Origin of the sequence: Pararhizobium sp., from assembly GCF_965279435.1 — a bacterium.
In the GTDB taxonomy this organism is placed as follows: Bacteria; Pseudomonadota; Alphaproteobacteria; order Rhizobiales; family Rhizobiaceae; genus Pararhizobium.
Window position 1 is genome coordinate 754,379 of the sequence record NZ_CBDIHY010000002.1, and the last position, 23,697, is coordinate 778,075.

14 protein-coding genes and 1 pseudogene are annotated in these 23,697 nt (G+C 59.8%); 9 read left to right on the forward strand and 6 right to left on the reverse strand.

The genetic code is table 11. The features are described from left to right. Positions 1 to 105 precede the first annotated feature (105 nt). The 8 genes and pseudogenes from ACQY8Q_RS04990 (at position 106) to ACQY8Q_RS05025 (ending at position 10,788) form a co-directional block, all read left to right on the forward strand. On the forward strand, positions 106 to 1,404 hold the full coding sequence (locus tag ACQY8Q_RS04990; RefSeq protein ID WP_428425250.1) for a CmpA/NrtA family ABC transporter substrate-binding protein: 1,299 nt from the start codon (positions 106 to 108) through the stop codon (positions 1,402 to 1,404). Positions 1,405 to 1,468: 64 nt separating this feature from the next. Then, positions 1,469 to 2,362, forward strand: coding sequence for a nitrate ABC transporter permease (gene ntrB / locus ACQY8Q_RS04995; RefSeq protein ID WP_428425252.1), 894 nt, complete (start codon positions 1,469 to 1,471; stop codon positions 2,360 to 2,362). Positions 2,363 to 2,373: 11 nt separating this feature from the next. After that, positions 2,374 to 3,171: an ABC transporter ATP-binding protein gene (locus ACQY8Q_RS05000; RefSeq protein WP_428425254.1), complete on the forward strand. Its 798-nt coding sequence runs from the start codon at positions 2,374 to 2,376 to the stop codon at positions 3,169 to 3,171. Between the two features lie 5 nt (positions 3,172 to 3,176). Next, positions 3,177 to 5,615 (forward strand): annotated as a pseudogene (nirB, locus tag ACQY8Q_RS05005) (nitrite reductase large subunit NirB); the annotation flags it as partial. Between the two features lie 179 nt (positions 5,616 to 5,794). Then, positions 5,795 to 6,124 carry a nitrite reductase small subunit NirD gene (gene nirD, locus ACQY8Q_RS05010; RefSeq protein WP_428425256.1) on the forward strand — a complete coding sequence of 110 codons (330 nt, stop codon included), beginning with the start codon at positions 5,795 to 5,797 and terminating at the stop codon, positions 6,122 to 6,124. Between the two features lie 212 nt (positions 6,125 to 6,336). Beyond that, positions 6,337 to 8,994: a molybdopterin-dependent oxidoreductase gene (locus ACQY8Q_RS05015; RefSeq protein ID WP_428425258.1), complete on the forward strand. Its 2,658-nt coding sequence runs from the start codon at positions 6,337 to 6,339 to the stop codon at positions 8,992 to 8,994. Beyond that, positions 8,966 to 10,471, forward strand: a complete 1,506-nt coding sequence (cysG, locus tag ACQY8Q_RS05020) for a siroheme synthase CysG (RefSeq protein WP_428425260.1) — start codon at positions 8,966 to 8,968, stop codon at positions 10,469 to 10,471. The genes ACQY8Q_RS05015 and cysG overlap by 29 nt, the downstream gene beginning before the upstream one ends. Continuing rightward, positions 10,468 to 10,788: a hypothetical protein gene (locus ACQY8Q_RS05025; protein WP_428425262.1), complete on the forward strand. Its 321-nt coding sequence runs from the start codon at positions 10,468 to 10,470 to the stop codon at positions 10,786 to 10,788. Before cysG ends, ACQY8Q_RS05025 begins: the two co-directional genes overlap by 4 nt. Before the next feature lie 159 nt (positions 10,789 to 10,947). On the opposite strand, the gene ACQY8Q_RS05030 is transcribed toward ACQY8Q_RS05025, so the two are convergent. Continuing rightward, positions 10,948 to 12,717, reverse strand: a complete 1,770-nt coding sequence (locus ACQY8Q_RS05030; protein WP_428425264.1) for a calcium-binding protein — start codon at positions 12,715 to 12,717, stop codon at positions 10,948 to 10,950. A 1,063-nt stretch (positions 12,718 to 13,780) separates the two neighbouring features. Here ACQY8Q_RS05030 and ACQY8Q_RS05035 point away from each other — a divergent pair. Beyond that, positions 13,781 to 14,068, forward strand: a complete 288-nt coding sequence (locus ACQY8Q_RS05035; RefSeq protein ID WP_428425266.1) for a hypothetical protein — start codon at positions 13,781 to 13,783, stop codon at positions 14,066 to 14,068. Here ACQY8Q_RS05035 and ACQY8Q_RS05040 read toward each other — a convergent pair. Genes ACQY8Q_RS05040 through ACQY8Q_RS05060 form a run of 5 tightly spaced genes read right to left on the reverse strand, consistent with a single transcriptional unit; the run spans position 14,033 to position 23,564 of the window. Next, positions 14,033 to 15,442: an HlyD family type I secretion periplasmic adaptor subunit gene (locus ACQY8Q_RS05040; RefSeq protein ID WP_428425268.1), complete on the reverse strand. Its 1,410-nt coding sequence runs from the start codon at positions 15,440 to 15,442 to the stop codon at positions 14,033 to 14,035. The genes ACQY8Q_RS05035 and ACQY8Q_RS05040 overlap by 36 nt on opposite strands. After that, the gene (locus ACQY8Q_RS05045) at positions 15,439 to 17,583 is read right to left on the reverse strand and encodes a peptidase domain-containing ABC transporter (RefSeq protein ID WP_428425270.1); all 2,145 of its coding nucleotides are present in this window, start codon (positions 17,581 to 17,583) and stop codon (positions 15,439 to 15,441) included. The genes ACQY8Q_RS05040 and ACQY8Q_RS05045 overlap by 4 nt, the downstream gene beginning before the upstream one ends. A 31-nt stretch (positions 17,584 to 17,614) precedes the next feature. Then, a complete protein-coding gene (locus ACQY8Q_RS05050; RefSeq protein WP_428425272.1) occupies positions 17,615 to 17,923 on the reverse strand; it encodes a hypothetical protein in 309 nt (102 codons plus the stop codon). A gap of 31 nt (positions 17,924 to 17,954) precedes the next feature. Next, entirely contained in the window at positions 17,955 to 19,169 is a 1,215-nt protein-coding gene (locus tag ACQY8Q_RS05055; protein ID WP_428425274.1) for a GTP-binding protein, read from the reverse strand. Positions 19,170 to 19,190: 21 nt separating this feature from the next. Further along, positions 19,191 to 23,564 carry a DUF4082 domain-containing protein gene (locus ACQY8Q_RS05060; RefSeq protein WP_428425276.1) on the reverse strand — a complete coding sequence of 1,458 codons (4,374 nt, stop codon included), beginning with the start codon at positions 23,562 to 23,564 and terminating at the stop codon, positions 19,191 to 19,193. Between the last annotated feature and the right edge of the window lie 133 nt (positions 23,565 to 23,697).

Here is a 23,697-nt window from a genome sequence, read left to right on the forward strand (position 1 = left end):
CAAGGTTTTTGCAGTCCGGGAATCTTTTTCTCCCGAAGACGCAATCTCCGAGCGGCGTTTTTTTATTGCCAAAATTTCGACCGGCCACAGCAGAGGGAACTGTTCATGAAGACGATATTGAGCAACGGCATCACCCGTCGCAGCCTCCTGAAGACGACCGCAACCGCCGCGCTGTTCGGCACCATCAAGACGGCCTTCCCGTCCGGCGCCTTTGCCGCCACGGCCGGCCCCGAAGTGACCGGCGTCAAGCTCGGCTATATCGCGCTGACGGATTCGGCGGCACTGATCATCGCCAAGGAAAAGGGTTTTTTCGATAAGCACGGGCTGCCGGATGTCGAAGTCGCCAAGCAGGCCTCCTGGGGTGCGACCCGCGACAACCTCGTGCTCGGCGGCGTAGCCAACGGCATTGACGGCGCCCATATCCTCTCGCCCATGCCCTACCTGATGCACACTGGCAAGGTGACGCAGAACAATGTTCCCGTGCCGATGGCGATCCTCGCTCGCCTCAATTGCGACAGCCAGGCAATTTCGGTTGCCAAGGAATATGCCGACACCGGCGTCCAGCTCGATGCCTCCAAGCTCAAGGCAGCCTTTGAAAAGAAGAAGGCCGACGGCGGCGAAGTGAAGGTCGCGATGACTTTCCCGGGCGGTACGCATGACCTGTGGCTTCGCTACTGGCTGGCTGCAGGCGGCATCGACCCGGACAAGGATGTCTCCACCATCGTCGTGCCGCCGCCGCAGATGGTGGCCAACATGAAGGTCGGCAACATGGATGCCTTCTGTGTCGGCGAGCCCTGGAACGAGCAACTCGTCAATCAGGGCATCGGCTTCACTGCGGCCTCGACCGGCGAACTCTGGAAGGGTCACCCGGAAAAGGCGTTGGGCATGCGCGCTGACTGGGTCGAGAAAAATCCGAACGCTGCCAAGGCGCTGATGATGGCCGTGATGGAAGCCCAGCAATGGTGCGAAAGCATGGACAACAAGGACGAGATGGCGGCGATCGTCGGCAAGCGCCAATGGTTCAACGTTCCGGTGAAAGACATTATCGGCCGCCTGAAGGGCGACATCAATTACGGCAATGGCCGCGTCGTGCACGGCACCGACCTCTACATGAAGTTCTGGGCGAACGGCGCGTCCTATCCGTTCAAGAGCCACGACACCTGGTTCATGGCCGAGAACATCCGCTGGGGCAAGCTGGCACCCGGTACCGACATCAAGGCACTGGTCGACCAGGTGAACCGCGAAGACATCTGGCGTGCCGCCGCTGCCGACCTCGGCGTTGCCGCGTCGGACATTCCGGCCACGACCTCGCGCGGCAAGGAAACCTTCTTCGACGGCAAGGTCTTCGATCCCGAAAATCCCTCCGCCTATCTCGACAGCCTGTCGATCAAGGCGGCGTCCTGACCAAAACAATCCCGGCGCATGACCGTTTGCGCCGGACTTCCTCTTTACCTTCAGGAGACATTCCATGCCCGCACTGGCCCGCACGGAAAAAATCGTGACCGCCGCACCGCCCAAGACAAGCGCAAGCATCGTCACCCTGCCGGGCCGGCCGGCCTCAAAATTCAAGCCGAAGCAGGTCGCGCTTGCCGTTGCCCGCAACGTCGTGCCGCCGCTGATCGTGCTGGCCGTCATTCTAGTGATCTGGCAGATTCTCTGTTCGGAGGCCGGCGCCACGCTGCCGCCACCGTCACAGGTCTGGCAGGAAAGCTACGACCTGATCGCCTATCCGTTCTTCAACTACGGATCGCAGGATATCGGCCTTGGCTGGCGGGTGCTGATCTCGCTGCAGCGCGTCGCCTACGGCTTCGGGCTTGCCGCCGTCGCCGGCGTCCTGATCGGCGCGCTGATCGGCCAGTCGATCTGGGCGATGCGCGGTCTCGATCCGATCTTCCAGATCCTGCGCACCGTGCCGCCGCTCGCCTGGCTGCCGCTGTCGCTCGCCGCGTTCCAGGACTCGAACCCCTCGGCGATCTTCGTGATTTTCATCACCTCGATCTGGCCGGTGATCATCAATACCGCCGTCGGCGTCCGCAACATCCCGCAGGATTACCGCAACGTCGCCAAGGTGCTGTGCCTCAACCAGTTCGAGTTTTTCTTCAAGATCATGCTGCCATCTGCTGCACCTTACATCTTCACCGGCCTTCGCATCGGCATCGGTCTGTCATGGCTTGCCATCGTCGCGGCCGAAATGCTCACTGGCGGCGTCGGCATCGGCTTCTTCATCTGGGATGCGTGGAACTCCTCGCGCCTGCCCGACATCATCGTCGCGCTCGCCTATATCGGCGTCGTCGGCTTCATTCTCGACAAGCTGGTCTCAGCGGTCGGCACCATCGTCACCCGCGGCGCTTCCGCCAACTGAGGACCCCGTTCATGAACGCCTATCTGAAACTCGATCATATCGACAAGCATTTCGACCGGGGCGGTCAACGCGCCGAGGTGCTGAAGGGCATCAATCTGACGATCGGCAAGGGCGAGTTCGTCTCGATCATCGGGCATTCCGGCTGCGGCAAGTCAACCCTGCTCAACCTCATCGCGGGCCTGACGCCGGTTTCCTCCGGCGCGGTACTTCTGGAAAACCGCGAGGTCAACGCACCCGGCCCGGAACGCGCCGTCGTCTTCCAGAACCACAGCCTGCTTCCCTGGCTGACGGTCTACGAGAACGTCAACCTCGCCGTCTCCAAGGTTTTCGGCAGGACCAAGAGCAAGACCGAACGCCACGACTGGGTCATGACCAATCTCGATCTCGTCCAGATGGCGCACGCCAAGGACAAGCGGCCGTCCGAGATCTCAGGCGGCATGAAGCAGCGCGTAGGCATCGCCCGGGCGCTCGCCATGGAGCCGAAGATTCTTCTGCTCGACGAACCCTTCGGCGCGCTCGACGCTCTGACGCGGGCACATCTGCAGGACGCGGTGATGGAGATCCACCTTCGCCTTGGTAACACCATGCTGATGATTACCCACGACATCGACGAAGCCGTTCTGCTCTCCGACCGGATCGTCATGATGACCAATGGCCCGGCTGCCTGCATCGGCGAAGTGCTCGACGTGCCGATCGCCCGCCCCAGAAACCGCATCGAGCTTGCCTCGGACCGGACCTATCTCAAATGCCGTGAGGCCGTCCTGAAATTCCTCTACGAGCGTCACCGCTTCGTTGAAGCTGCGGAGTAACCGGCATGACCCAGAAACTCGTCATCATCGGCAATGGCATGGCCCCCGGGCGTATGCTGGAGCACCTTTTTGAACAGGCTCCCGGCCAATACGACGTCACGATCTTCAATGCCGAACCGCGCGTCAACTACGACCGCATCATGCTCTCGCCGGTGCTATCCGGCGAGAAGACCTACGAGCAGATCGTCATCCACGGCGACGGCTGGTACATCGAACACGGCATCACGCTCTACAAGGGCCACAAGATCGTCGCGATCGACCGTGCCAGTAAGACTGTCACCTCCGATCATGGCGTGACGGAAAGCTACGACAAGCTGGTCATCGCCACCGGCTCCGTGCCCTTCATCATTCCAGTGCCCGGCAAGGACCTGCCCTGCGTCATCACCTATCGCGATCTCGACGATGTGCAAGCCATGCTGCTCGCTGCCCAGTCGCGCGAAAAGGCCATTGTCATCGGCGGCGGTCTGCTCGGGCTCGAGGCGGCAGCCGGTCTTGCTTCGCGCGGCATGGATGTGACCGTGCTGCACGTCATGCCGACGCTGATGGAGCGCCAACTCGATCCGGCAGCCGGTTATCTCCTACAAAAAGCCGTCGAGGAGCGCGGCATCAAGGTCATCACCAAGGCCAATACCAAGCAGATCGTCGGCAACAGCAAGGTCGAGGGCATCGAGCTGGACAACGGCACAATCATCCCGGCAAGCCTCGTGGTGATGGCCGTCGGTATCCGCCCGAACGCAGGTCTCGCCAAGGAAGCCGGCCTCGCCGTCAATCGTGGCATCGTCGTCGATGCCGGCATGCAGACCTCAGATGGCGACATCCTGTCGGTCGGCGAATGCGCCGAAGTGGATGGTATGGTCTATGGCCTTGTCGCGCCGCTTTATGAAATGGCACGGATTGCCGCATCGCATCTGGCTGGCGACCGCACGCCCGCCTTCGTGCATTCGGATACGCCGACGAAACTCAAGGTCACCGGCATCAATCTCTTCTCCCTCGGCGACTTTGCCGAAGGCGACGACCGCGAGGAGATCGTGCTGCGCGACGCGACGGCCGGCGTCTACAAGCGCCTGGTTCTGAAGGACAACCGCATCATCGGCACGGTTCTCTACGGCGAGACCGCCGACGGCGCCTGGTTCAACGACCTGAAGAAGAAAGCCACCGATATCTCGGAAATGCGCGAAACGCTCATTTTCGGGCAGGCCTACCAGGGAGGGTCACCGCTGGACCCTATGGCGGCCGTTGCAGCCTTGCCGGATGATGCGGAAATCTGCGGCTGCAACGGCGTCTGCAAGGGCAAAATCACATCGACGATCACCGGCAAGGGGCTAAGCTCGCTGGACGAGGTGCGCGCCCACACCAAGGCTTCCGCCTCCTGCGGCTCTTGCACCGGGCTGGTCGAACAGCTGATGACCATCACGCTGGGCGATGCCTACAACCCGAAGGCCGTGCAGCCGATGTGCGGCTGCACCGATCTCGGCCATGACGATGTGCGCCGCCTGATCAAGGCCAAGGGCTTAAAGACCATTCCCGCCGTCATGCAGGAGCTGGAGTGGAAGACTTCGTGCGGCTGCGCCAAATGCCGGCCTGCGCTCAACTATTACCTCGTCTGTGACTGGCCGGACGAATATGCCGACGACTACCAGTCACGCTTCATCAACGAACGCGTCCACGCCAATATCCAGAAGGACGGTACCTATTCGGTCGTGCCGCGCATGTGGGGTGGCGTCACCAATTCAGGCGAGTTGCGGGCGATTGCTGACGTCGTCGACAAGTTCGAGATCCCGATGGTGAAAGTCACAGGTGGCCAGCGCATCGACCTGCTCGGCATCGAGAAGGAAGATCTGCCCGCCGTCTGGGCTGATCTCGGCAAAGCCGGCTTCGTCTCCGGCCAAGCCTATGCCAAGGGCCTGCGCACGGTAAAAACCTGCGTCGGCTCCGACTGGTGCCGCTTCGGCACACAGGATTCGACCGGGCTTGGCATCCGCATCGAGAAGTTCATGTGGGGCTCCTGGACACCGGCCAAGCTGAAGCTGGCCGTTTCCGGCTGTCCGCGCAACTGCGCCGAAGCAACCTGCAAGGATATCGGCGTCATCTGCGTTGATTCAGGTTTCGAAATTCATTTTGCAGGGGCAGCCGGCCTCGACATCAAGGGCACGGAAATCCTCGGCCTCGTCAAAACCGAGGACGAGGCGCTGCACTATATCGTGGCGCTGACACAGATGTACCGCGAGCAGGGCCGCTATCTTGAGCGCATCTACAAATGGGCGAAACGCATCGGTCTCGACGAAATTCGCCGCCAGATCATGGGCGATGCGGACAAGCGCCACGCCTATTACGAGCGCTTCGTCTTCTCCCAGACGTTTGCCCAGGTCGATCCCTGGTCGGAGCGCGTCTCCGGCAAGGACAAGCACGAGTTCCGGCCGATGGCGACGGTCGGCTATCCGCAGCGGCGGAATGATTACCTCCCCCCTGAGGGGGGAGGTCGCGACAAAGTCGCGGGTGGGGGTGATCGTTGCTTGACATGAAAGGTCACCCCACCCCGTCGCTTCGCGCCGACCCTCCCCCTCAAGGGGAGGGTAAAGGAGCCGATGCCGCCGCATATTCAGAGAGTAAAGGGAACGAACACATGAACTGGATCGCGATCGGCGACATTTCCGACATTCCGCTGCGTGGCGCGCGCTGTGTCAAGACCCCGCAAGGCAAGATCGCCGTGTTCCGCACCGCAGAAAACGAGGTCTTCGCCATCGAGGATCACTGCCCGCACAAGGGCGGACCGCTGAGCCAGGGTATCGTTCACGGAACGGCTGTCACCTGCCCGCTACACAACTGGGTCATTTCGCTCGAAACCGGCATGGCGCTCGGCGCCGACCAAGGCGAGGTGCGAACGATCCGGGTGCGCAACGACAATGGCGCCCTCTCCATCGCGCTCGAAAGCCTGATGATGGCGGCGGAATAGTCGGATGACGGAGTTTGCGGCAATACCTCCCTCTGTCAGCTTCGCTGACATCTCCCCCACAAGGGGGAAGATCATTCTTTTCCCTCTTGGTGTAGTGAGTGAGGGACGCAAGAAGCATACGGTCAATCTCCCCCCTTGTGGGGGAGATGTTCCGGAGGGACAGGGGGGGGTAACGCACCTCAATCTCGAAATGCGGATACGGGGCACCTCCCATGTCCACTGAAACCAAGACCACCTGTCCCTATTGTGGCGTCGGCTGCGGCGTCATTGCCAAGATCGATGACACCGGCACAGTCAGCGTCAGGGGCGATCCGGATCATCCCGCCAACTTCGGAAGGCTGTGTTCCAAGGGCTCGGCGCTGGCCGAAACCATCGATCTCGACGGACGTGTTCTTTACCCGCAGATCGACGGGCAACGCACGAGTTGGGACGAGGCGCTCGATCTTGTCGCCTCCCGTTTTTCCGAAGCCATCGCCGAACACGGCCCGGATTCGGTGGCGTTCTACGTCTCCGGTCAATTGCTGACGGAGGACTATTACGTCGCCAACAAGCTGATGAAAGGCTTCATCGGTTCGGCCAATATTGACACCAATTCGCGCCTTTGCATGTCATCCTCGGTCGCAGGCCATCGCCGCGCTTTCGGTTCCGATACCGTTCCGGGTACCTACGAGGACATCGAGCTTGCCGATCTCGTCGTCCTGACCGGCTCCAACCTGGCCTGGTGCCATCCGGTGATCTACCAGCGCCTCGCCGCCGCCAAGGCCGCCCGGCCGAGCATGAAAGTCGTGGTCATCGACCCGCGCCGCACGATGACGGCCGATATCGCCGACCTGCATCTGGCGATCCGGCCGGATGGCGACGTGGCGCTGTTCATGGGCCTGCTGGCTCATCTCGCCGGCACCGCCGCGATCGACCAGAACTATATCGGCACGCATACCAACGGTTTCGCAGAAGCTTTCGCCACTGCATCGGCTTTCGACATCGCCGAGCTGATGGAGCGCACAGGCCTGCCGTCGATGCAATTGCGGCAGTTCTTCCGGCTGTTCGAAGAAACACAGAAGGTCGTCACCTGCTACAGCCAGGGCGTCAACCAGTCCGCCTCCGGCACCGATAAGGTCAATGCTATCATCAATTGCCACCTGGCAACGGGACGTATCGGCCGGCCCGGGATGGGACCCTTCTCGCTCACCGGCCAGCCGAATGCCATGGGCGGACGCGAGGTCGGCGGTCTTGCAAACATGCTCGCGGCCCATATGGCCATCGAAAGCGCGCAGGACCGCGACCGCGTACAGCGCTTCTGGCAATCGCCCGATATTGCCCGCAAACCCGGCCTCAAGGCCGTCGATATGTTCCGGGCGGTGGCAGACGGCCGGATCAAGGCGCTCTGGATCATGGCGACCAACCCGGCTGTTTCCATGCCAGATGCTGATGCGGTGGCGGCTGCGATCGCTGCCTGTCCCTTCGTCGTGGTCTCAGACGTCCTTCAGAAAACCGACACGACGCAATACGCCCATGTCCTCTTGCCCTCGCTAGGTTGGGGCGAAAAGGACGGCACGGTGACCAATTCCGAACGCCGCATTTCCCGCCAACGTGCCTTTCTCAACCAGCCCGGCGAGGCAAAGGCCGACTGGTGGCAAATGGCCGCAGTCGGGCGCCGCATCGGCTTTGTCGACGCCTTTTCCTTCCCCGCCGCTGCCGATGTCTTTGCCGAGCATGCCGCCCTATCGGCTTTCGAAAACGGCGGTAGCCGCGATTTCGATATCGGCGCCCACCAGTCGATCGACGCATCGACTTATGATGCACTGGCTCCGTTCCAGTGGCCGCAGCCGGAAAACACGCAAGCCCGGATCAAGCGCTTCTTCGGCGAAGGCGGCTTTTTTCATGCCGATCGCAAGGCGCGCTTCATTGCCGTCAGTGCCCCCATATCGGATCGCACCAACGCCGATTTCCCGCTGACGCTCAACACCGGCCGCATCCGCGACCAGTGGCATACGATGACGCGGACCGGCAAAAGCGCCCGCCTCTCCGCCCATATCGCCGAGCCCTTCGCCGAAATCCACCCGCGCGACGCCATGGAGATCGGTGTTGCCAGCGCATCGCTGGTGGAGATTGAAAGCCCCTATGGCAAGGCCGTGGTGCGTGCCCTTGTCACCGACCGGCAGGCACGCGGCAGCCTGTTCGTGCCGATGCACTGGAACGACCAGTTTGCCGCGAAAGCCCGTATCGACGCGGTCGTTGCGCCACTGACAGACCCTGTCTCAGGCCAGCCGGCCTCCAAGAATGTCGCTGTCACAGCCCGGCCGCTGAACGTGGAAAGCTATGGTTTTGCAGTCTCCTTCAGCAAACCGGAAAACCTCGATACCGCTTACTGGGCTCTGGCGAAGGCAGACGGGGGCTGGCGCCTAGAGCTTGCCTTTGATGCTGCACCCGACAGCTGGGCCGATTGGTGCCGTGCTCATTTCGGCATTCCCGATCATATCGAGCCGCTCGGTTATGCGGACGCCCAATCCGGCGACCTGCGCCTCGCCTTCTTTGACGTCGACCGGCTGCTTGCCGCCTTCTTCCTCGCCCGCCGCCCCGTCGCCGTCGCTCGCAACTGGGCGATCGAACAGCTCACCGTCCAGCATACCGAACTCGCCATACGCTTCACCGTCGTTGCCGGACGTCCCGGCGCCGGACGCATGGACCCAGGCGCTACCGTCTGCTCGTGTTTCGGGGTCGGCGTCAACCAGATCGTCGCCGCTATTCGGAGCGGCTGTCACAGCGTCGAGGCGGTCGGCAAGGACTTGAACGCCGGAACCAATTGCGGCTCGTGCCGCGCCGAAATCAGGGGGATCATCGATGGATGTCTTGCAGCTGCTGCCGAGTGACCGCAACGCCACCCCCGCCCGAATGGCGCCGCTTGCCAAACTGCCGGTCTTCTGGGTGCTCGACGGAAAACGTGCCGTTGTCGCCGGGGGATCGGACGCCGCCGCCTGGAAGGCGGAGCTGCTGGCCGCCTGCGGCGCCGAGGTGCATGTCTATGCCGAAAACCTGAGCGAGACGTTTTCAACTCTGGTCGCTCAGGGTTCGGAATCCGAAAACGGACGTTTCGTCGATCATGCTCATGAGTGGACCGCCGCCGTGTTCGACGATGCAGCCATTGCTATCGCCGACTGCCAGGATGATGGGGCCGCCGCAAAATTCTTCGAAGCCGCCTGCAAGGCTGGCGTCCCGGTCAACGTCATCGACAAACCGAGATACTGCCAGTTCCAGTTCGGCTCGATCGTCAACCGCTCGCCCGTTGTCGTCGGCATTTCCACCGACGGCGCAGCACCCATTCTGGCCCAAGCCATCCGCCGCCGCATCGAAACGCTGTTGCCGCCGTCACTGAAATCCTGGGCCGCGCTGGCGCACTCCATCCGCGACAAGGTCAATGCGAAGATAAGCCCCGGTGCGCCAAGACGCGCCTTCTGGGAAAGCTTCGTCGATCGCGCTTTCGGCACACCGCCAGAGGCGGACACGGAAGCCGAGCTTCTCGCCGATGCCGGACGTATCGTTGCGAAGACAATACCGTCCATCGGCAGTGTGACTCTGGTCGGCGCCGGTCCCGGCGACACGGAACTTTTGACGCTCAAAGCCGTCCGCGCGTTGCAGGCCGCAGATGTCATCCTGTTCGATGATCTCGTTTCCGACGAGGTGCTGGAACTTGCCCGCCGGGAGGCAAAGCGAATGCTGGTCGGAAAACGCGGCGGCCGGACGAGCTGCAAGCAGGAAGACATTAATGCCATGATGGTCACGTTTGCCAAGGCCGGCAAACGCGTCGTGCGGCTGAAATCCGGCGATCCGATGATCTTCGGCCGCGCCGGCGAGGAAATCGCCTGCCTCGAACAGGAAGGCATCCCCGTCGATGTCGTGCCCGGCATCACCTCGGCCAGCGCCATGGCAGCAAGGCTCGGCGTCTCGCTGACGCACCGCGACCATGCGCAGGCGGTTCGTTTCGTCACCGGCCACTCGCGGTTCGGCTCCTTGCCAGCCGACATGAACTGGCACGATCTCGCGCACGCGCGGACAACAACGATCTTCTACATGGGCGGTCGTACCGCAGGCCAGATCCAGACCCGGCTATTGGCGGCCGGGATGAATACTGACACACCCGTTGCAGTCGTCAGTGCTGTGACCCGCAACAATGAAGCCCGATGGAGTGGACGATTGGACGATCTGGCTTCAGCTGTCGTGGGCATGGGCGTCGACCATCCGATCCTGATCGGTGTGGGGCATGTATTCGCTCAGCTGGGATCTGCGCAAAAGGTATCAACGGAGCACCCGCGATCGATAAATTACAAAGCGGTGGGGGAATGCGTATGATCCTCCTGGATATTGTTGCCCCCTTCTCCCTCAGCTTTGCAATCGCGTTGAGCTGGGGAGGTTTTCGTCCGATTTTCTCGCGCACGACCGGCGAAGCCGTGTTGCGCTCGCCGGTGACGACGCTTGCGAGTGCAATCTGCGTTACCTCATTAGGAGTGGCATTCAACGCCGAATCCATTGGACTTATCGGAGTTGTTTCAGCGACCGGTCTGCTGTTGGGAGTATTTCTCGACATGTCTCCCGTGCACCCGCCGAGAGTCCTCGCCCTGAGTTTGGCTGGCGCGCTGCTATTTTTCCATCTTTCCATCATGGCTTAAGCGAATTGCAGAAGATGTTCGCCCCGTTATGTCATGACAAATGGTTGTCTTGATGGGAATCGAAGCAATGGTCGGGAGACAACCTCCCCGCTTCTGCCCTCTCCTTAGCCGCTCTCCCTCACCGGCATGTGCTGTGGCCGGCCAAGCAAAGCCTCCTGCTTAGATAACGACGAAATCGTTTGCGGTCAGTGCCAGGCCGGCCGTCAGCGTTGCAAAATGCACGCCGCCATAGGACGCGCCGTTCCCGTCCCGGTCGTAGTAAAGATTGCCGGTATCGGTTTCGTAGACGATGCGGTCGGAGGCGTCCCCGGCCAGTCCGGTTTCATTCGCGGCAAACGCTGCCAATGAAAGCACGCCGGGGGTGGTAAGGGCTGTGAAGATTGCGTTCTCGATCTGGATCGTATCGTTGGTCACGTTGTAGTCCGAGATCACGTCGACGTTGTTCGTAGCGTCCAGCGCTGTGTTGAACGCAAACGTGTCACTGCCGACGCCACCCGTCAGGGTATCGTTGCCGGCTAGGCCCTTGATGATGTCATTGCCGGCACCGCCGATGCAATCATCGCTGCCGATCCCGCCCGTCAGTTTGTCGTTACCGTTTCCGCCGTTCAGGACATTGCTCGAACCGCCGAAGACGGTGAGTTGGTCATTGCCACCGCCGCCGGTCAGGAAGCTTGATCCAAATGATCCTGGTGCGACCGTTGCCACAAGCACATCATTGCCGGCACCACCATCCAACCGGTTCTCGGCCCGGGAACCGTCCGCGGCGAACGGAGCGGATGTGATCAACAGGAAGGCGTCGAGCGTGTCGTTGCCGGTGCCGCCACTGAGGAGATTGGCGACGTGATACAGGCTAAGGCCGAGAGAGCCAGGGCCACCATGGGCGTCGGCCACAATACGCGCTGTTAAGGCATCTTTTCCAGCGCCGCCGCTCAAGGCGTTCAAGGCAGCGACAAAGCCGCCGAGCGCAGTGGAATCCGCCTTCAGACGGTCATCCCCCGTACCGCCGTTCAGGCGATTGGTGACGTCGGTCACCGTATTTTCACCATCCGTCGTATGCGTTGCCTCCAGGGTGTCATTGCCCTCGTCGCCCCACAGGGTGTTGATTCCAACCGGAGACCGGGAATTGGAATCTGTAAAGTTGAAAGCATGCAGCACGTCATCGCCCGTGCCGCCATGGAGAGAATTCGACACCAGTTCCGTACCGTTGGAGACGCCTCTGGCTGTGGCCTTGATGACATCGTTTCCGGCGCCGCCGTCGAGAATGTTGATGGCCGTGGCGGTAAAGCCCTTGAACTCGGTTTCGGCAAGAGCGGTAATGTGGTCGTTTCCGGCGCCGCCATCGATCTCGTTCTTGGCGTAGTTGTCGTCCAGCGCATTTCGTGTGCTGGCCACGGCATTGATCGTATCGTCACCGCTGCCGCCAAGAAGGTGGGTTATGGCTTTCACGTTTCCGAACACCGGCTGCGCCACGTTTGCCACCGCATTGATCATATCGTTGCCGGCGCCGCCGTCAGCCAGAACTTCGGCACGCAGTTCCCGATCGTGGACTGTGGTAACCCCGCCCTGCAGCATCACGGTCGCGCTCATGTTGTCCTTCCCGGCGCCACCGAACTGGACTGCAAGACCTTCGACATCATTATTGCCGTTCATCGGCACGAGAACATCGGTGACCAGCGTATCATTGCCGCCGCCGGCGATCAGCGCTGTCCGGTTGAAGGTACTATTCAAGCGATCGTTACCGTCGAACGCGAAAATCAACGTCCCCTCGGCCGCGGCGTTGAAAGTCTCGTTGCGGCTGTTGCCGATAATAACATCGTTGAATGGTGCTATTCGTAAGAGCCAATCAAGTGCTGTGAGATTGACGGTGCCCTGGACAATCGTCGCTGACCACTGCGCAACTTGAGCTTTTGTTGGTTGGAAAAATGCCATCTTCTTCTCCTTGCAACGGTTGCAAGCGCGCCGAAGACTCAGAACTGTTAGCGCGGCCGTGCGATGCGTTTGCACTTAGCGAAACCACTGACGCGTGTTTTCCGCCGTGCCATTTTGTGCAAAGCGCCAGTGTTCGTCCACGCCTTCTAATTCATGCGCGGCATTTCAAATGCAGTCAGCCGAAAGGCTTACCCGCTCGGCGGGCCTAGGCGACGGGCGTATAAGACTGCAAAATTGACCTTAGATGTTGCAATGGTGCGCGGCGTTGGTCGGCGAACCAGGCCGATGTGACAGTTATGATCACTGCCAGCGCAGTCATCTGATTGAAAGTCAGAGAAGATTGATGCTTCTTTCGCGCGCTCTGGATTGCATTTGCTGTCGCTTCCCCGAAATCGATATTCAATACGGGTGAGCCGCTACATGATGAAAAACCGTAGAGGACCGCTGATCTGTTGCTGTGAGGACGGTTCGACAAAGTGCTGCTTTGCCTACGCCTTTTATCCAACGCCTATCGCGCCGTATTTGGCGTATTGTCATAACAGCTCGGTCAGTCTGCCTTTGGGCCGTCTACACGAAATGACTGTTTAACCAACTCCTCGCCGCCGATGAGGATGTAACGCGAACACCGGGCTTCACAGGCTCCGGCGTTCGTGAAAGCGAGCCCTTGTACGTTACCGGCTTGGCGGGCCTGAAACGCATGGTGAACACGGAGAAGCGCATGCGCGGTTATTACCTCACAATTCTAGCTGGCATCCTTATCTCAGGATGTACATCAATCGCGACGACGAACGAACGATCCGACAGGCAGCTGGCCACCAAATCGACAGCAGTTGCCATGGACACCCCGAAGGTTGACCCAGTGAAGCAGCTTGCACAGCGAGCAGGAGCAAAAGACACGGACGGAAAGCCAGGCGAACCGAGTTGCCCCGACTGCGACGGGAACGGCCCGGTCTATCTCGCAAGCATCCGGCCCAGCCAGTAATACCAAGGATCGACGATAGGAACAGAACTGCTCAAGGCTCCCTCACAGGGAGCCTTTTCCATTTCATCAAAGGACATCGCCATGAAAACGATCGCTGGCATTCTGCAGCGCTTGCTTGCCGACGTTGGGCCCGATCTGTCTCGACAAGCTGTTCGGCATCCCGTCGCGACGCAAAAACCTTTAGGCTCCGGACAGCCATGCTGGCTGACCTCTTGGCCGACGGCATTGCGGCTTCGTGAGATCGAGGGCAAAAACCACGTCCTAGAAACACTGGAAATGTCGAAGACCAACGGCCTTCCGAAAGATGATGAAAAACCGATATTAATGCGCATCTCACGGTTCGCGGATAGCAACATCCAGTCCACGTAGAAGGGGATAGAGGAAATACGAAATCACCGTCCGACGTCCGACCTTGATCTCCGCAGAAACCGTCATTCCGGGAAGGAGCCGTGTCAGATGTTCCGAGGCACCCAGCCTGGAATCGGCGATTAGAATGCGCGCCTTGTAAAACGGAACAGCGGGTTGACCAGCCGCCATGCCCTCTTGCGTGGGCGTGAATGCGTCGCGACTGATCGTCCGGACCGTGCCGGAGGCGGTGCCAAACTTCTGGAACGGGTAGGCATCGAACTTGATCCGCGCCTCTTTATCGACCGCGATCCGACCAATATCGCCTGAACCTATCGAGACTTCCGCTTCCAGCGGAACGTTGAGGGGCACCAGCGTAACCACCGGCTCCGCCTCGCGAACCACCGAGCCAATGGAACGCTGTGCGAGGTCCAGAACGACCGCATCGGCGGGCGCTGTCAGCGTCACCATGTTGCGGCGCAATTCCATCTTCTTCAGTTCTTCACCGGCCGTATCCCGCTGACTGCGCAGGTCCACGAGTTGTTCCATCGATGCGCGCCGGAAATCCTCGATGAACGCCTGCCGGTCGGCAGTCAGTTTCGCAAGGGAATGTTCAGCTTCGGCTGCCTTTCCGTGCAGCGCCGAAATGTCTGAATCGACATCGAGGCGTGCGTCGCGCGCACCCAGGAAAGCCACCAGAGATCCCGTGTCGTTCTTGAAAAGCGTCTGGCGCGCATTTTCGATCAGGGTCAGATTTTCGCGCCGGCTGGTAAGCACCGTTTCCTGATCTTTGCCGGCCACAATCGCCGCAGCTTGACCTGCAATCTGCTGCCCGAAATTTTGGAGCTGGGCGACGTAAAAAGCACGACGCTGTTCAAAAAGCCGTACCTGCAACACTTCATCCGAAGAATTACCGGCCAGCTTTGTGTAGTCGGCGCCCGACAGTTCGGCTTCGATCCGCTTGACCTGCGCGTCCAGCGCTGCGAATTTCGTATGTTGCTGATCGACATCCGACTGGCTGAATGTGGCATCGAGCGTGGCCAATGTCTGTCCAGCACGAACTTCCTGACCGACGGCGACGTTGATCGTGCGAACGATCGAGGTTTCGAGTGGTTGAACCACAATCGTCGGCTGCGTCGTGATCAATTTGCCCGGAGCAATGACCACTTCGTCGATCTCGGAAACCGAGGCCCAGAAAACGGCGGTACCGATGAGGGCCGTTATGCCATAAAGCGTCAACCGGGCGATCTTTGGCGGCACCCGTTCTTCCAACTCCACCGCGTCGGACTGGAACTCGGCGATGACAGGCGGCAAAACACGTTTTTCCGCCAATCTGGTTCCGGATTTGGCGACCGGAACGGGCAGATTCTGATGAACATTTTCCGGGCGCGCGTTCATGCGGATTGCCTCGTTTGCTGCGACCACAGGTGGCGATACGTTATGCAGCGCGAGACTAGCTGATCATGGCGGCCGATATCGGCGATCTTGCCGCGGTCCACCACGAGGATCGCGTCGGCATCGACCAATTGGGAGAGACGATGGGAAACGATAATGACCGTGCGCCCGTCTGCGATCTTGCTCAGGTTCTGCCGCAGAATGGCCTCGCTGTCAGGGTCGAGCGCACTGGTGGCCTCGTCGAGAATGAGCAGTTTCGGATCGGTTATCAGCGCCCGGGCGATGGCGAGGCGTTGTTTCTGACCGCCGGAAAGGTTGGACGCATTCTCTTCCAGCATGGATTCGAAGCCGCGTGGCAGCCGCTCGATGAACTCCTCGGCGCCGGCGATCCGCGCGACCGCGATCACCTCCTCGATGCTGGCATTGGGCTTTGCGGCCGCAATATTCTCCCGAACCGAGCCCCGGAACAGGAAATTATCCTGCAGCACGACGCCGATGCTCGACCGCAGGTGGGCAAGATCAATTTCGCGGCTGTCATAACCATCGATCCGCACAAGCCCCTGCTGGTTCTGATAAAGGCCTTGTATCAGCCGGGTTACGGTGGTCTTGCCGGATCCGCTCTTGCCGACGATGCCGAAGACGGAGCCTGCCGGAACCGTGAAGGAGACGTCGTCGAGCGCGGGCGGGCCGTCCGGGCCGTAACGAAATGTGACCTTGTCGAACTCGATGCGCCCCTTGAGAACCGGTCTGATGCCTCGCCCCCGACCGAACTGCTCGGGGCGCTGGTTCATGATTTCGCCGAGCATACGAACGGAAAGCGCCACTTCCTGATACTCATGCACCATCGTGACGATCTGGACGAGCGGACCAGAGACCCTTCCAGCCAGCATGTTGAACGCGACCAGAGCGCCGATCGTCATCGAGCCGCTGAAGACATCGAGAGCGCCCAGACCGATGATAGCGACGCTCATCAGTTTTTCCAGAAGCCCGGTCAAAGCTTGGGCGACGGTGGAGATCTTATCAACGCGGAACCGCACGGAAATTGCCTGGGCGGAACTATTGTCCCAGACCTGACGCTGACGGGGTTCGAGAGCGAGCGACTTGACGGTACGCATTCCGTGGACGGTTTCAACCAGCAGAGCCTGCCGCTCACCTTCGGCCTGATAGAGAGCCTGGAGCCGTCTCTGAAAAGGCCCCACAAGTACCATGACGACGAGGCCGACAAGTGCAGCAAAACCCAACACGACAAGGGTGAGTTTGACGCTGTAGAGAACCAGGATCGGAATGAAGACCAAGAGAGACAGGGCATCCAGAAGGGTCAGGAAGAGCCGGCCCGTCAGAAATTCGCGGATGCGCCCCGTTTGTTGCATATGCTTGACGAGAACGCCGGCTGCAGCCTGCTCGAACAGCGCGATCGGCAAATTGAGGAGATGCCCAAAGGTGCGCGTCGCCACGCGGATATCGATCCTGTTCGTCGCGTATAGCAGGAGGTAGCGCCGCAGGAAGGTAAAGGCGGCATCGAAGATGAGCGCGATACCTATGCCGATCGTCAGAACTGCGAGCGTCGCATAGCTCTGGTGCACCAGGACCTTATCGATGACGAGCTGGAAGAAGATCGGTGTGGCAAGTCCGAGCCCGTAGAGAACAAAAGCGGCGAGAGCAACATCGCGAAGCAGGCTGCGCTGACGAACGATTTCCGGCACGAACCAGCGAAAGCCGAACGGTTGATCGTCGTCGGCAAGGCGATAGCTGCGCTTTACCAGAACCACCGATCCGTGCCAGCATTTGGAAAACTGCTCTTCGTTCAGGAGGAGAAATTCAGGGCGTTGTGCCAGCGGGTCAAGAACGCGGATCATCTCGTCATCCCCGCTACCGGCGGCGCCAGCAATGACGACCCAGTTACCGTTTTCAAGCTCGGCAAGCACCGGGTAGGCATCGCCCATCTGAAACAGCGACCGCCAGGTCAGATGCAGGCTTTTAGCACGCAGGCCCGCGTCCTTGGCCATGCGCAGGAGTTGCCGGGTGGCGACCGGTTCATCGCCCACTGCATAATCGTGCAACAGTCTCTCAGGTGACAGATCGACACCGTGGTGGCGACCGACCAGAGCCAAGCACTGCAGGTTTGTATGCGGAAATGTGCTCATGGCCCCACCCGAGACATTGCTGCCTTTTCATTCAGTTGAAATTCGGCGATGCGTTCAGCGCCGTCTGAGACTGGGGAACCGCGTCGCCAGCTGGAAGTGGCTGGATATCACCGATGCGACGTATCGCGCCCGCCTCGACCAGGCCACTGAGCGCCTTTTGCATGAGATCAACGGCATTGGCGAAGGCATCCACCGGCATAATGATCCGCTGGCGAAACACTGGTTTTGGGTTGTTGCTCGCGTCCCGCTCCGTTGCGGAAAGAGACATAAGGTCGATCCGGACGATCGTCCCGGTGACGGTGATTTCGCCGATGCCGTCGGCATAGAGTTCATTGCTCATTGTCGTCTCCATGGTTGAGGATCAAGCTTTGTCAGGCGGCGTGCACATGCTCCCAGGGTGGGAATGGATCGCGCATATTGCGCGCAAGCTGCGGATCGAAGCCGTTGTCGTGCCCGACGAGACAATCATCGAGCGCGCCGCAGATGGCTTCTTCGTCCAGACCTGCGCCGATGAAGACCAGTTCCTGCCGCCGGTCACCCCAGACGGCATTCCAGTTTCTATCGAGAAGAGCGCGAAATTGAGGATAGCGAGGCCAGTTGGCCCGTGGAACCGTAACCCACCAGAGGCCTTTTGCCTCCGTGCGGCGCTGCACGCCAGCTATGGAAAGCAATCCGATCCAATCGGGCCGGGTGGCCAGCCAGAAATGGCCTTTCGCGCGGATGAGGCCCGGCCATTCCTGCGCGAGGAAATTCTCGAATTTGGAAGGATCGAAGGGGCGTCGCGCGCGGTAGATAAAGCTGGATATGCCATATTCCTCGGTCTCAGGCACGTGGTCCCCCCACCCGTATAATTCCTTGTGCCAGAGCGGATATCTTGCCGATTTCGCCTCGCTGAAAAGGCCTGTATCGAGGATACTGGAAGGCGGCAGATGGCCGAAGTCGGTTTCTATGACGCGTGCATCGGGATTGAGCGCGGCGACTGTCCGGCGTAGCGTCTCGCGGGTTCCGGCAGTTACTTCGGATATCTTGTTGATGACAATGACATCGGCGAATTCGATCTGCTCTACCAGAAGATCGACCAGCGTTCGCTGGTCGTCATCGTCGCGTGCTTTGCCCCGATCGCGAAGCAGGTCGGTACCGGAGTAGTCTGAAAGCAGGTTGACGGCATCAACGACCGAAACCATCGTATCGAGCCGGGCGATATCATTGAGCGCGGCCCCCGCTTCATCCCTGAAAGAAAATGTTGCGGCAATCGGCAAGGGTTCGGCAATGCCCGTCGCTTCGATCAGGAGATAGTCGAAACGTTCCTCTGCTGCGAGCCGGCGGATCTCGCCAAGCAGGTCGTCGCGGAGCGTGCAGCATATGCATCCGTTGCTGAGCTCGACCAGCGTTTCGTCGGTGCGGGAGAGATCCGCGCCGCCGTCACGAACGATATCGGCGTCGATATTGACCTCGCTCATATCATTGACCAGCACGGCGACACGGAGACCATCGCGATTTCGCAGAATGTGGTTCAATATCGTCGTTTTTCCCGCACCGAGAAACCCTGCCAATACCGTTACCGGGAGCCGTTTATCGCTTGTCATTCGTGCCCCATATGTCCTGGTTCAGGCTGCCAGTTGCTTGAACGCCACGTCCACATAATAGTTTGTGCTATTGTACGTGCTCGTCGGAAACAGCCCGCTCGATCCGTAGGCGTAGACGCCGTTGCCGCCGCTCAGCGTCGAGGAAAGTGCATGCAGGTTGCCGTTCGCGACCTCGGAATTGAAGAAATTGCTCGTTGCCGAATAATTGCCATTGGTGCTGTAGGAGACGACGTAGGTGGTGTTCGCCTGGATGGCGACGTCCTGAGAGAGGTTGATCGATTGCCACCCGCTGGCGCTCTCGGCACTGAACGTCGCGCTAGCTAGTAGCGTGCCGGTCGATGTCCAGAGATATCCGGTATGCGATCCAGTGTTGTTGGCACCCTTGTAGAAACGGATTCCGGTTATCCACCCAGCCGTGTCCGCCTGGAACTTCATACCGAGATTGACCGGATTGTTGTCGTTGACCGAAATGCTCGATGGCGTACTACCCGCCGTGAAGACGTTTTGCGTCGTCACTTGCGGAGAAACGGTCAGAGATACCTGGGCAGATGCCGTGCCGCCGCGACCGTCGGAGATCGAATAGGTAAAGCTCGCGCTTCCGGTATAACCTGTCGTCGGCGTGAACGTGACCATGTTGGTCTGGCTGTTGAAAGAAGCCGAACCGTTGACCCCACCGCTTGCGCCCGTGATCGTGAGCGTGTCGCCATCCGGATCCGTGTCGTTGGCAAGCAGTGCGGAGGCCTGGATGACGAGGGGGGTGTCGATCGTTGCGGAATAGCCTGGATCAGCGACGGCGACCGGTACAGCATTCTGGGTTGACCGCTGGTACAAAACATCGACCCAATAGTTCGACGCATTGTAGGAGGATGACGGGAACAGGCTGTTCGTCCCGTAGGCATAGACGCCGTTTCCGCCGCTGGTGCCGCTGGACGGCGCAGTCAGCCCGCCATTGGTCCGGCTCGTTGAGAAATGATTGGAAGTCACAACATAGTTGCCGTTGGAATGATAGCTGGCCACATAGGTCGTGCCGGCTGCGATTGTCAGCGGCTGGGCGAAGAGCACCGTTTGCCAGCCACTGGCGCTTTCGCTGGAGAAGGTCGCAGTGGCGAGCCGAACGCCGGTCGTGCTCCAGATGGAGCCCGTATGGGTTCCCGTATCCTGGATGCCCTTGTAGTAGCGCACGCCGGTAATCGTCCCCCCAGCCGAAGCGACGAACTTCATGCCGAGTTCGACGGCGTTCGGATCGTTGGAAACGGCAGCCGGTGTATCCGACAGGCTGAAAAGGCTTGTCGCTGTCGATGGCGGTGTCACCGTCAGGTTGACGGTGGCCGAGGCCGTGCCGCCCCGCCCGTCAGAGATGGAATAGGTAAAGCTTGCCGCCCCCGTGTATCCGGCTGTCGGGTTGAAGGTAATGGTGTTGTTCTGCGCGTTGAAACTCACGGAACCATTGACCGCTCCGGCCGCTCCGGTGATGGCCAGCGCGTCACCGTCAGGGTCCGTGTCGTTGGCAAGGAGGGCGGATGTGGTGATGATCACTGCCGTGTTCTGGACTGTCGTGTATCCATTGTCGTTGGCGGCGACAGGCGCTGTGTTGACCGTAGAAGGGCTGAATACGACATCCACCCAGTAGTTGAAGCCGTTGAAACTGTTGCCGGGAAAAGTGCTGGTACTTCCGTAGGCGTAAACGCCGCCGCCCTGGGAAACGCTCAAGGCGCCTTTGGTGTAGCCGGAATTGAAATATCCACCAGTAGAGGAGTAGTACCCGTCGCTATGATAAGAGGCGACATAGGATGTTCCCGCTGTGATCTGTATTGCACTGGAGAACGTGACCGTCTGCCACCCCGAAAGCGACTCTCCGGTCGATATTCCGGTGGCAAGTAGTGTTCCATCGGCTTTCCAGAGGCTGACTTTGTGTTCGCCGACATTGTAGAAACCCTTATAGAAGCGAACGCCTTGTACGGAGCCGCTCGTCGATGCTTGGAAACGCACGCCGAGTTCCACGCCGTCCCGTTCGACATTGGTCTCCACAGCCGGTTTCGAGGCCATAGTCCACAGACTGGACGTCGAGGGCAGAGAAATCGTCACCTGTTTGCCGGTCGAAGGCGTTTCAAGATTGACGCTATCATCGACAGCACGCGACAAAATTGTATAGGTTCCGCTTGCCTGAACGACCCAGTTATAGCTCCAATTTTCTCTGCCAGCCGCCTTAAACCAGTGGCTGCCTCCATCCGTGGAGATTTCGATGCCGGCGATGATACCGCCGCCCGAATCCTGTGCCGTCCCAGTGACGGTCACATGCTGGCCTTCGATGAAAGTCGCACCAACCGTTGGAGACGTAATGGTCGAGGTCGGTTTGACGTGGTCGGGTGATTGCGTTGCAAGGATCAGGCTGGCATCAATCGTCGTTGGCTGGATGCCCATGTCGGCGAACATGTTGATCATCGCTTGCTGGACATTGCGGTCGGTTGGCGTGGCCGGCCCGTCATGCTGTGCGTTCAACCCCCACGACCAGAATACCGTACCGGCGCCGAAGACAAGTGCGCCGCTCTCGGCACGATACATGGTCAGGCTGTGTGTCGCCTCGGCGCTGCCGATGGTGGCACCGTAGTCGCGCAGAAAGGTATCGACCGAAACGGTCGAGAGAGAAAGATTGACAAGACCGGCCGGCCGAAAACCGTTCTCGACGTCGGAATCCCATTCGTAACCGAGGAGATTTTTGACAAGCTCGAAGCTTTGTCCCGGCAGGATGTTTGCGACGTCTGTGTTGCGCCAGAAGCGAAGATTGGAAAAGTCGTAGGGAACCGAGATCGAGTCCTGACGATAGCTATCGACCGTGAACATGGTGCCGGTCAGCGCATTTTCCGGCTTCTGCCCAGGATCTGCATAGCGCGGATCGCGCCAGGTTCCTGTTCCTATGTTGCTCGGATCGGTGCTGGTACCCCAGGTCTCCTTGTAACAGACCATGGTGCGATACGGTGTACCGCTGCCGTCGATGCTGTTTTCCCAGCGAACCTTCCAGTAGCATTCGTTGCCGCTCCAGAAGGCCAGATTAACCCCCGCATCGCGGGCGGCCTCGACATTGGTGCGCTGTTCGGCCGACCAATACTCGTCATGTCCGACCGAAAGAAAGGCCTGGTGATTGAGCAACTGGCTGCCGTTTCGCGCGGAGTCGACCCCGGATATGTAGGAGACGTCGTAACCGTTCTGCTCCAGCCACTGAATTGCGGAGTGCTCGACGCCGAAGACGTAGTCATGTGAGCCGCCGACGGGGCTGGTGTTGGTAACGATCGGGCGATTGTAGCTGATTGCCGAGGCGCGCCCGATCGCGGTGATGCCACAACTGCAGTTTGGCGGCAGGTAGCCGATCATCTTGTTGGGATCGACAGGGACTTCCCCGAAATAAAGGCTGGCGCCACCCCAGGCGTTGTATGCCTGCCATGTCGTATCCGACGTCTGGAACACGATGTTGCTGGTGGAGCCGTCATCGCGCACAATGAAGGGGACGATGCTCTGGCCTGCAGTGCCATCTTCGCGCACCAGCTTCGCGAAGTAGACGCCCGAAACGGCGTCCTGCGGAATTGTCCAGCTGGCCGAAACCGACCAGTTGCCGGCATCGATCAGCCCGAGCGACATATCGACGATGGGGTGAGGCTGAATCTGCGCCGTAGTCAGCGATTTGTCGATCGTCGCAACCTTGCGGGCGCCATCGCCGCCATAATATCCCATCCGGTAGATATCCAGGCGGTAGTGTGTCGAATCGGTCGCAATCTTGAAGTCTACGGTCTGCCCTATGTTGCTACTGATTTCCGTAGCGAACCCCTGGATGTTGCCGTCGCCATCATCCTGAATGGCCCATTCGCTGCGCGGATTGCCCTGCTTCATATTTTCGAGGGCGATCTTGTTTGGGACGGCCTGGGCGGGGGCTGCCTCCGTCGCCGCGAAAGCAGGCGTTTCCGAGATGGTTCTTGCGACGACCGGAGGTTCCGTCAATGCTGACGATATGGCTTCGGACTGAAAGCTCATGGCGCGACTAGCCGGAAAAACCGATTGGGTTTTGTTTTCCGTGGAGGAGGTGTTTGCCGATAATACGATTGAAGCATCCTTATCTTCGATCGGGTCCGACTTATCGGCAGGATTGAGACCGGGAGCCGATGTCTGCTCACTGAGCGATGATGTTGCTTTCACGATACCGGCCAGGGTATCTGCGGAGACCGTCGCACTGGCGCTTGCCGATAGGTCTGCCGATGATCGGTAGACGACAGTAACGACATCCTGGGCTGGGGCAGCGGTTGCCTTCGACGACACCGTGGTCCATGTCGAAAGCGGATTGTAATCGCTATTCGCCCCGCCGGACACACTCAAATACTGATCGCTCTTGATGTTAATCCTTAGCATGTAGCACCGCCCCGCTTGAGACCGATTGACGAATTCCCCAAGCCAGCATCTTGCCAACTTTATCGTCTTCGCGAACCACACCAATCGGTAGTACGCTCTGCCGGCGCTCCATCCTCCTATCTGATGAGGTTTG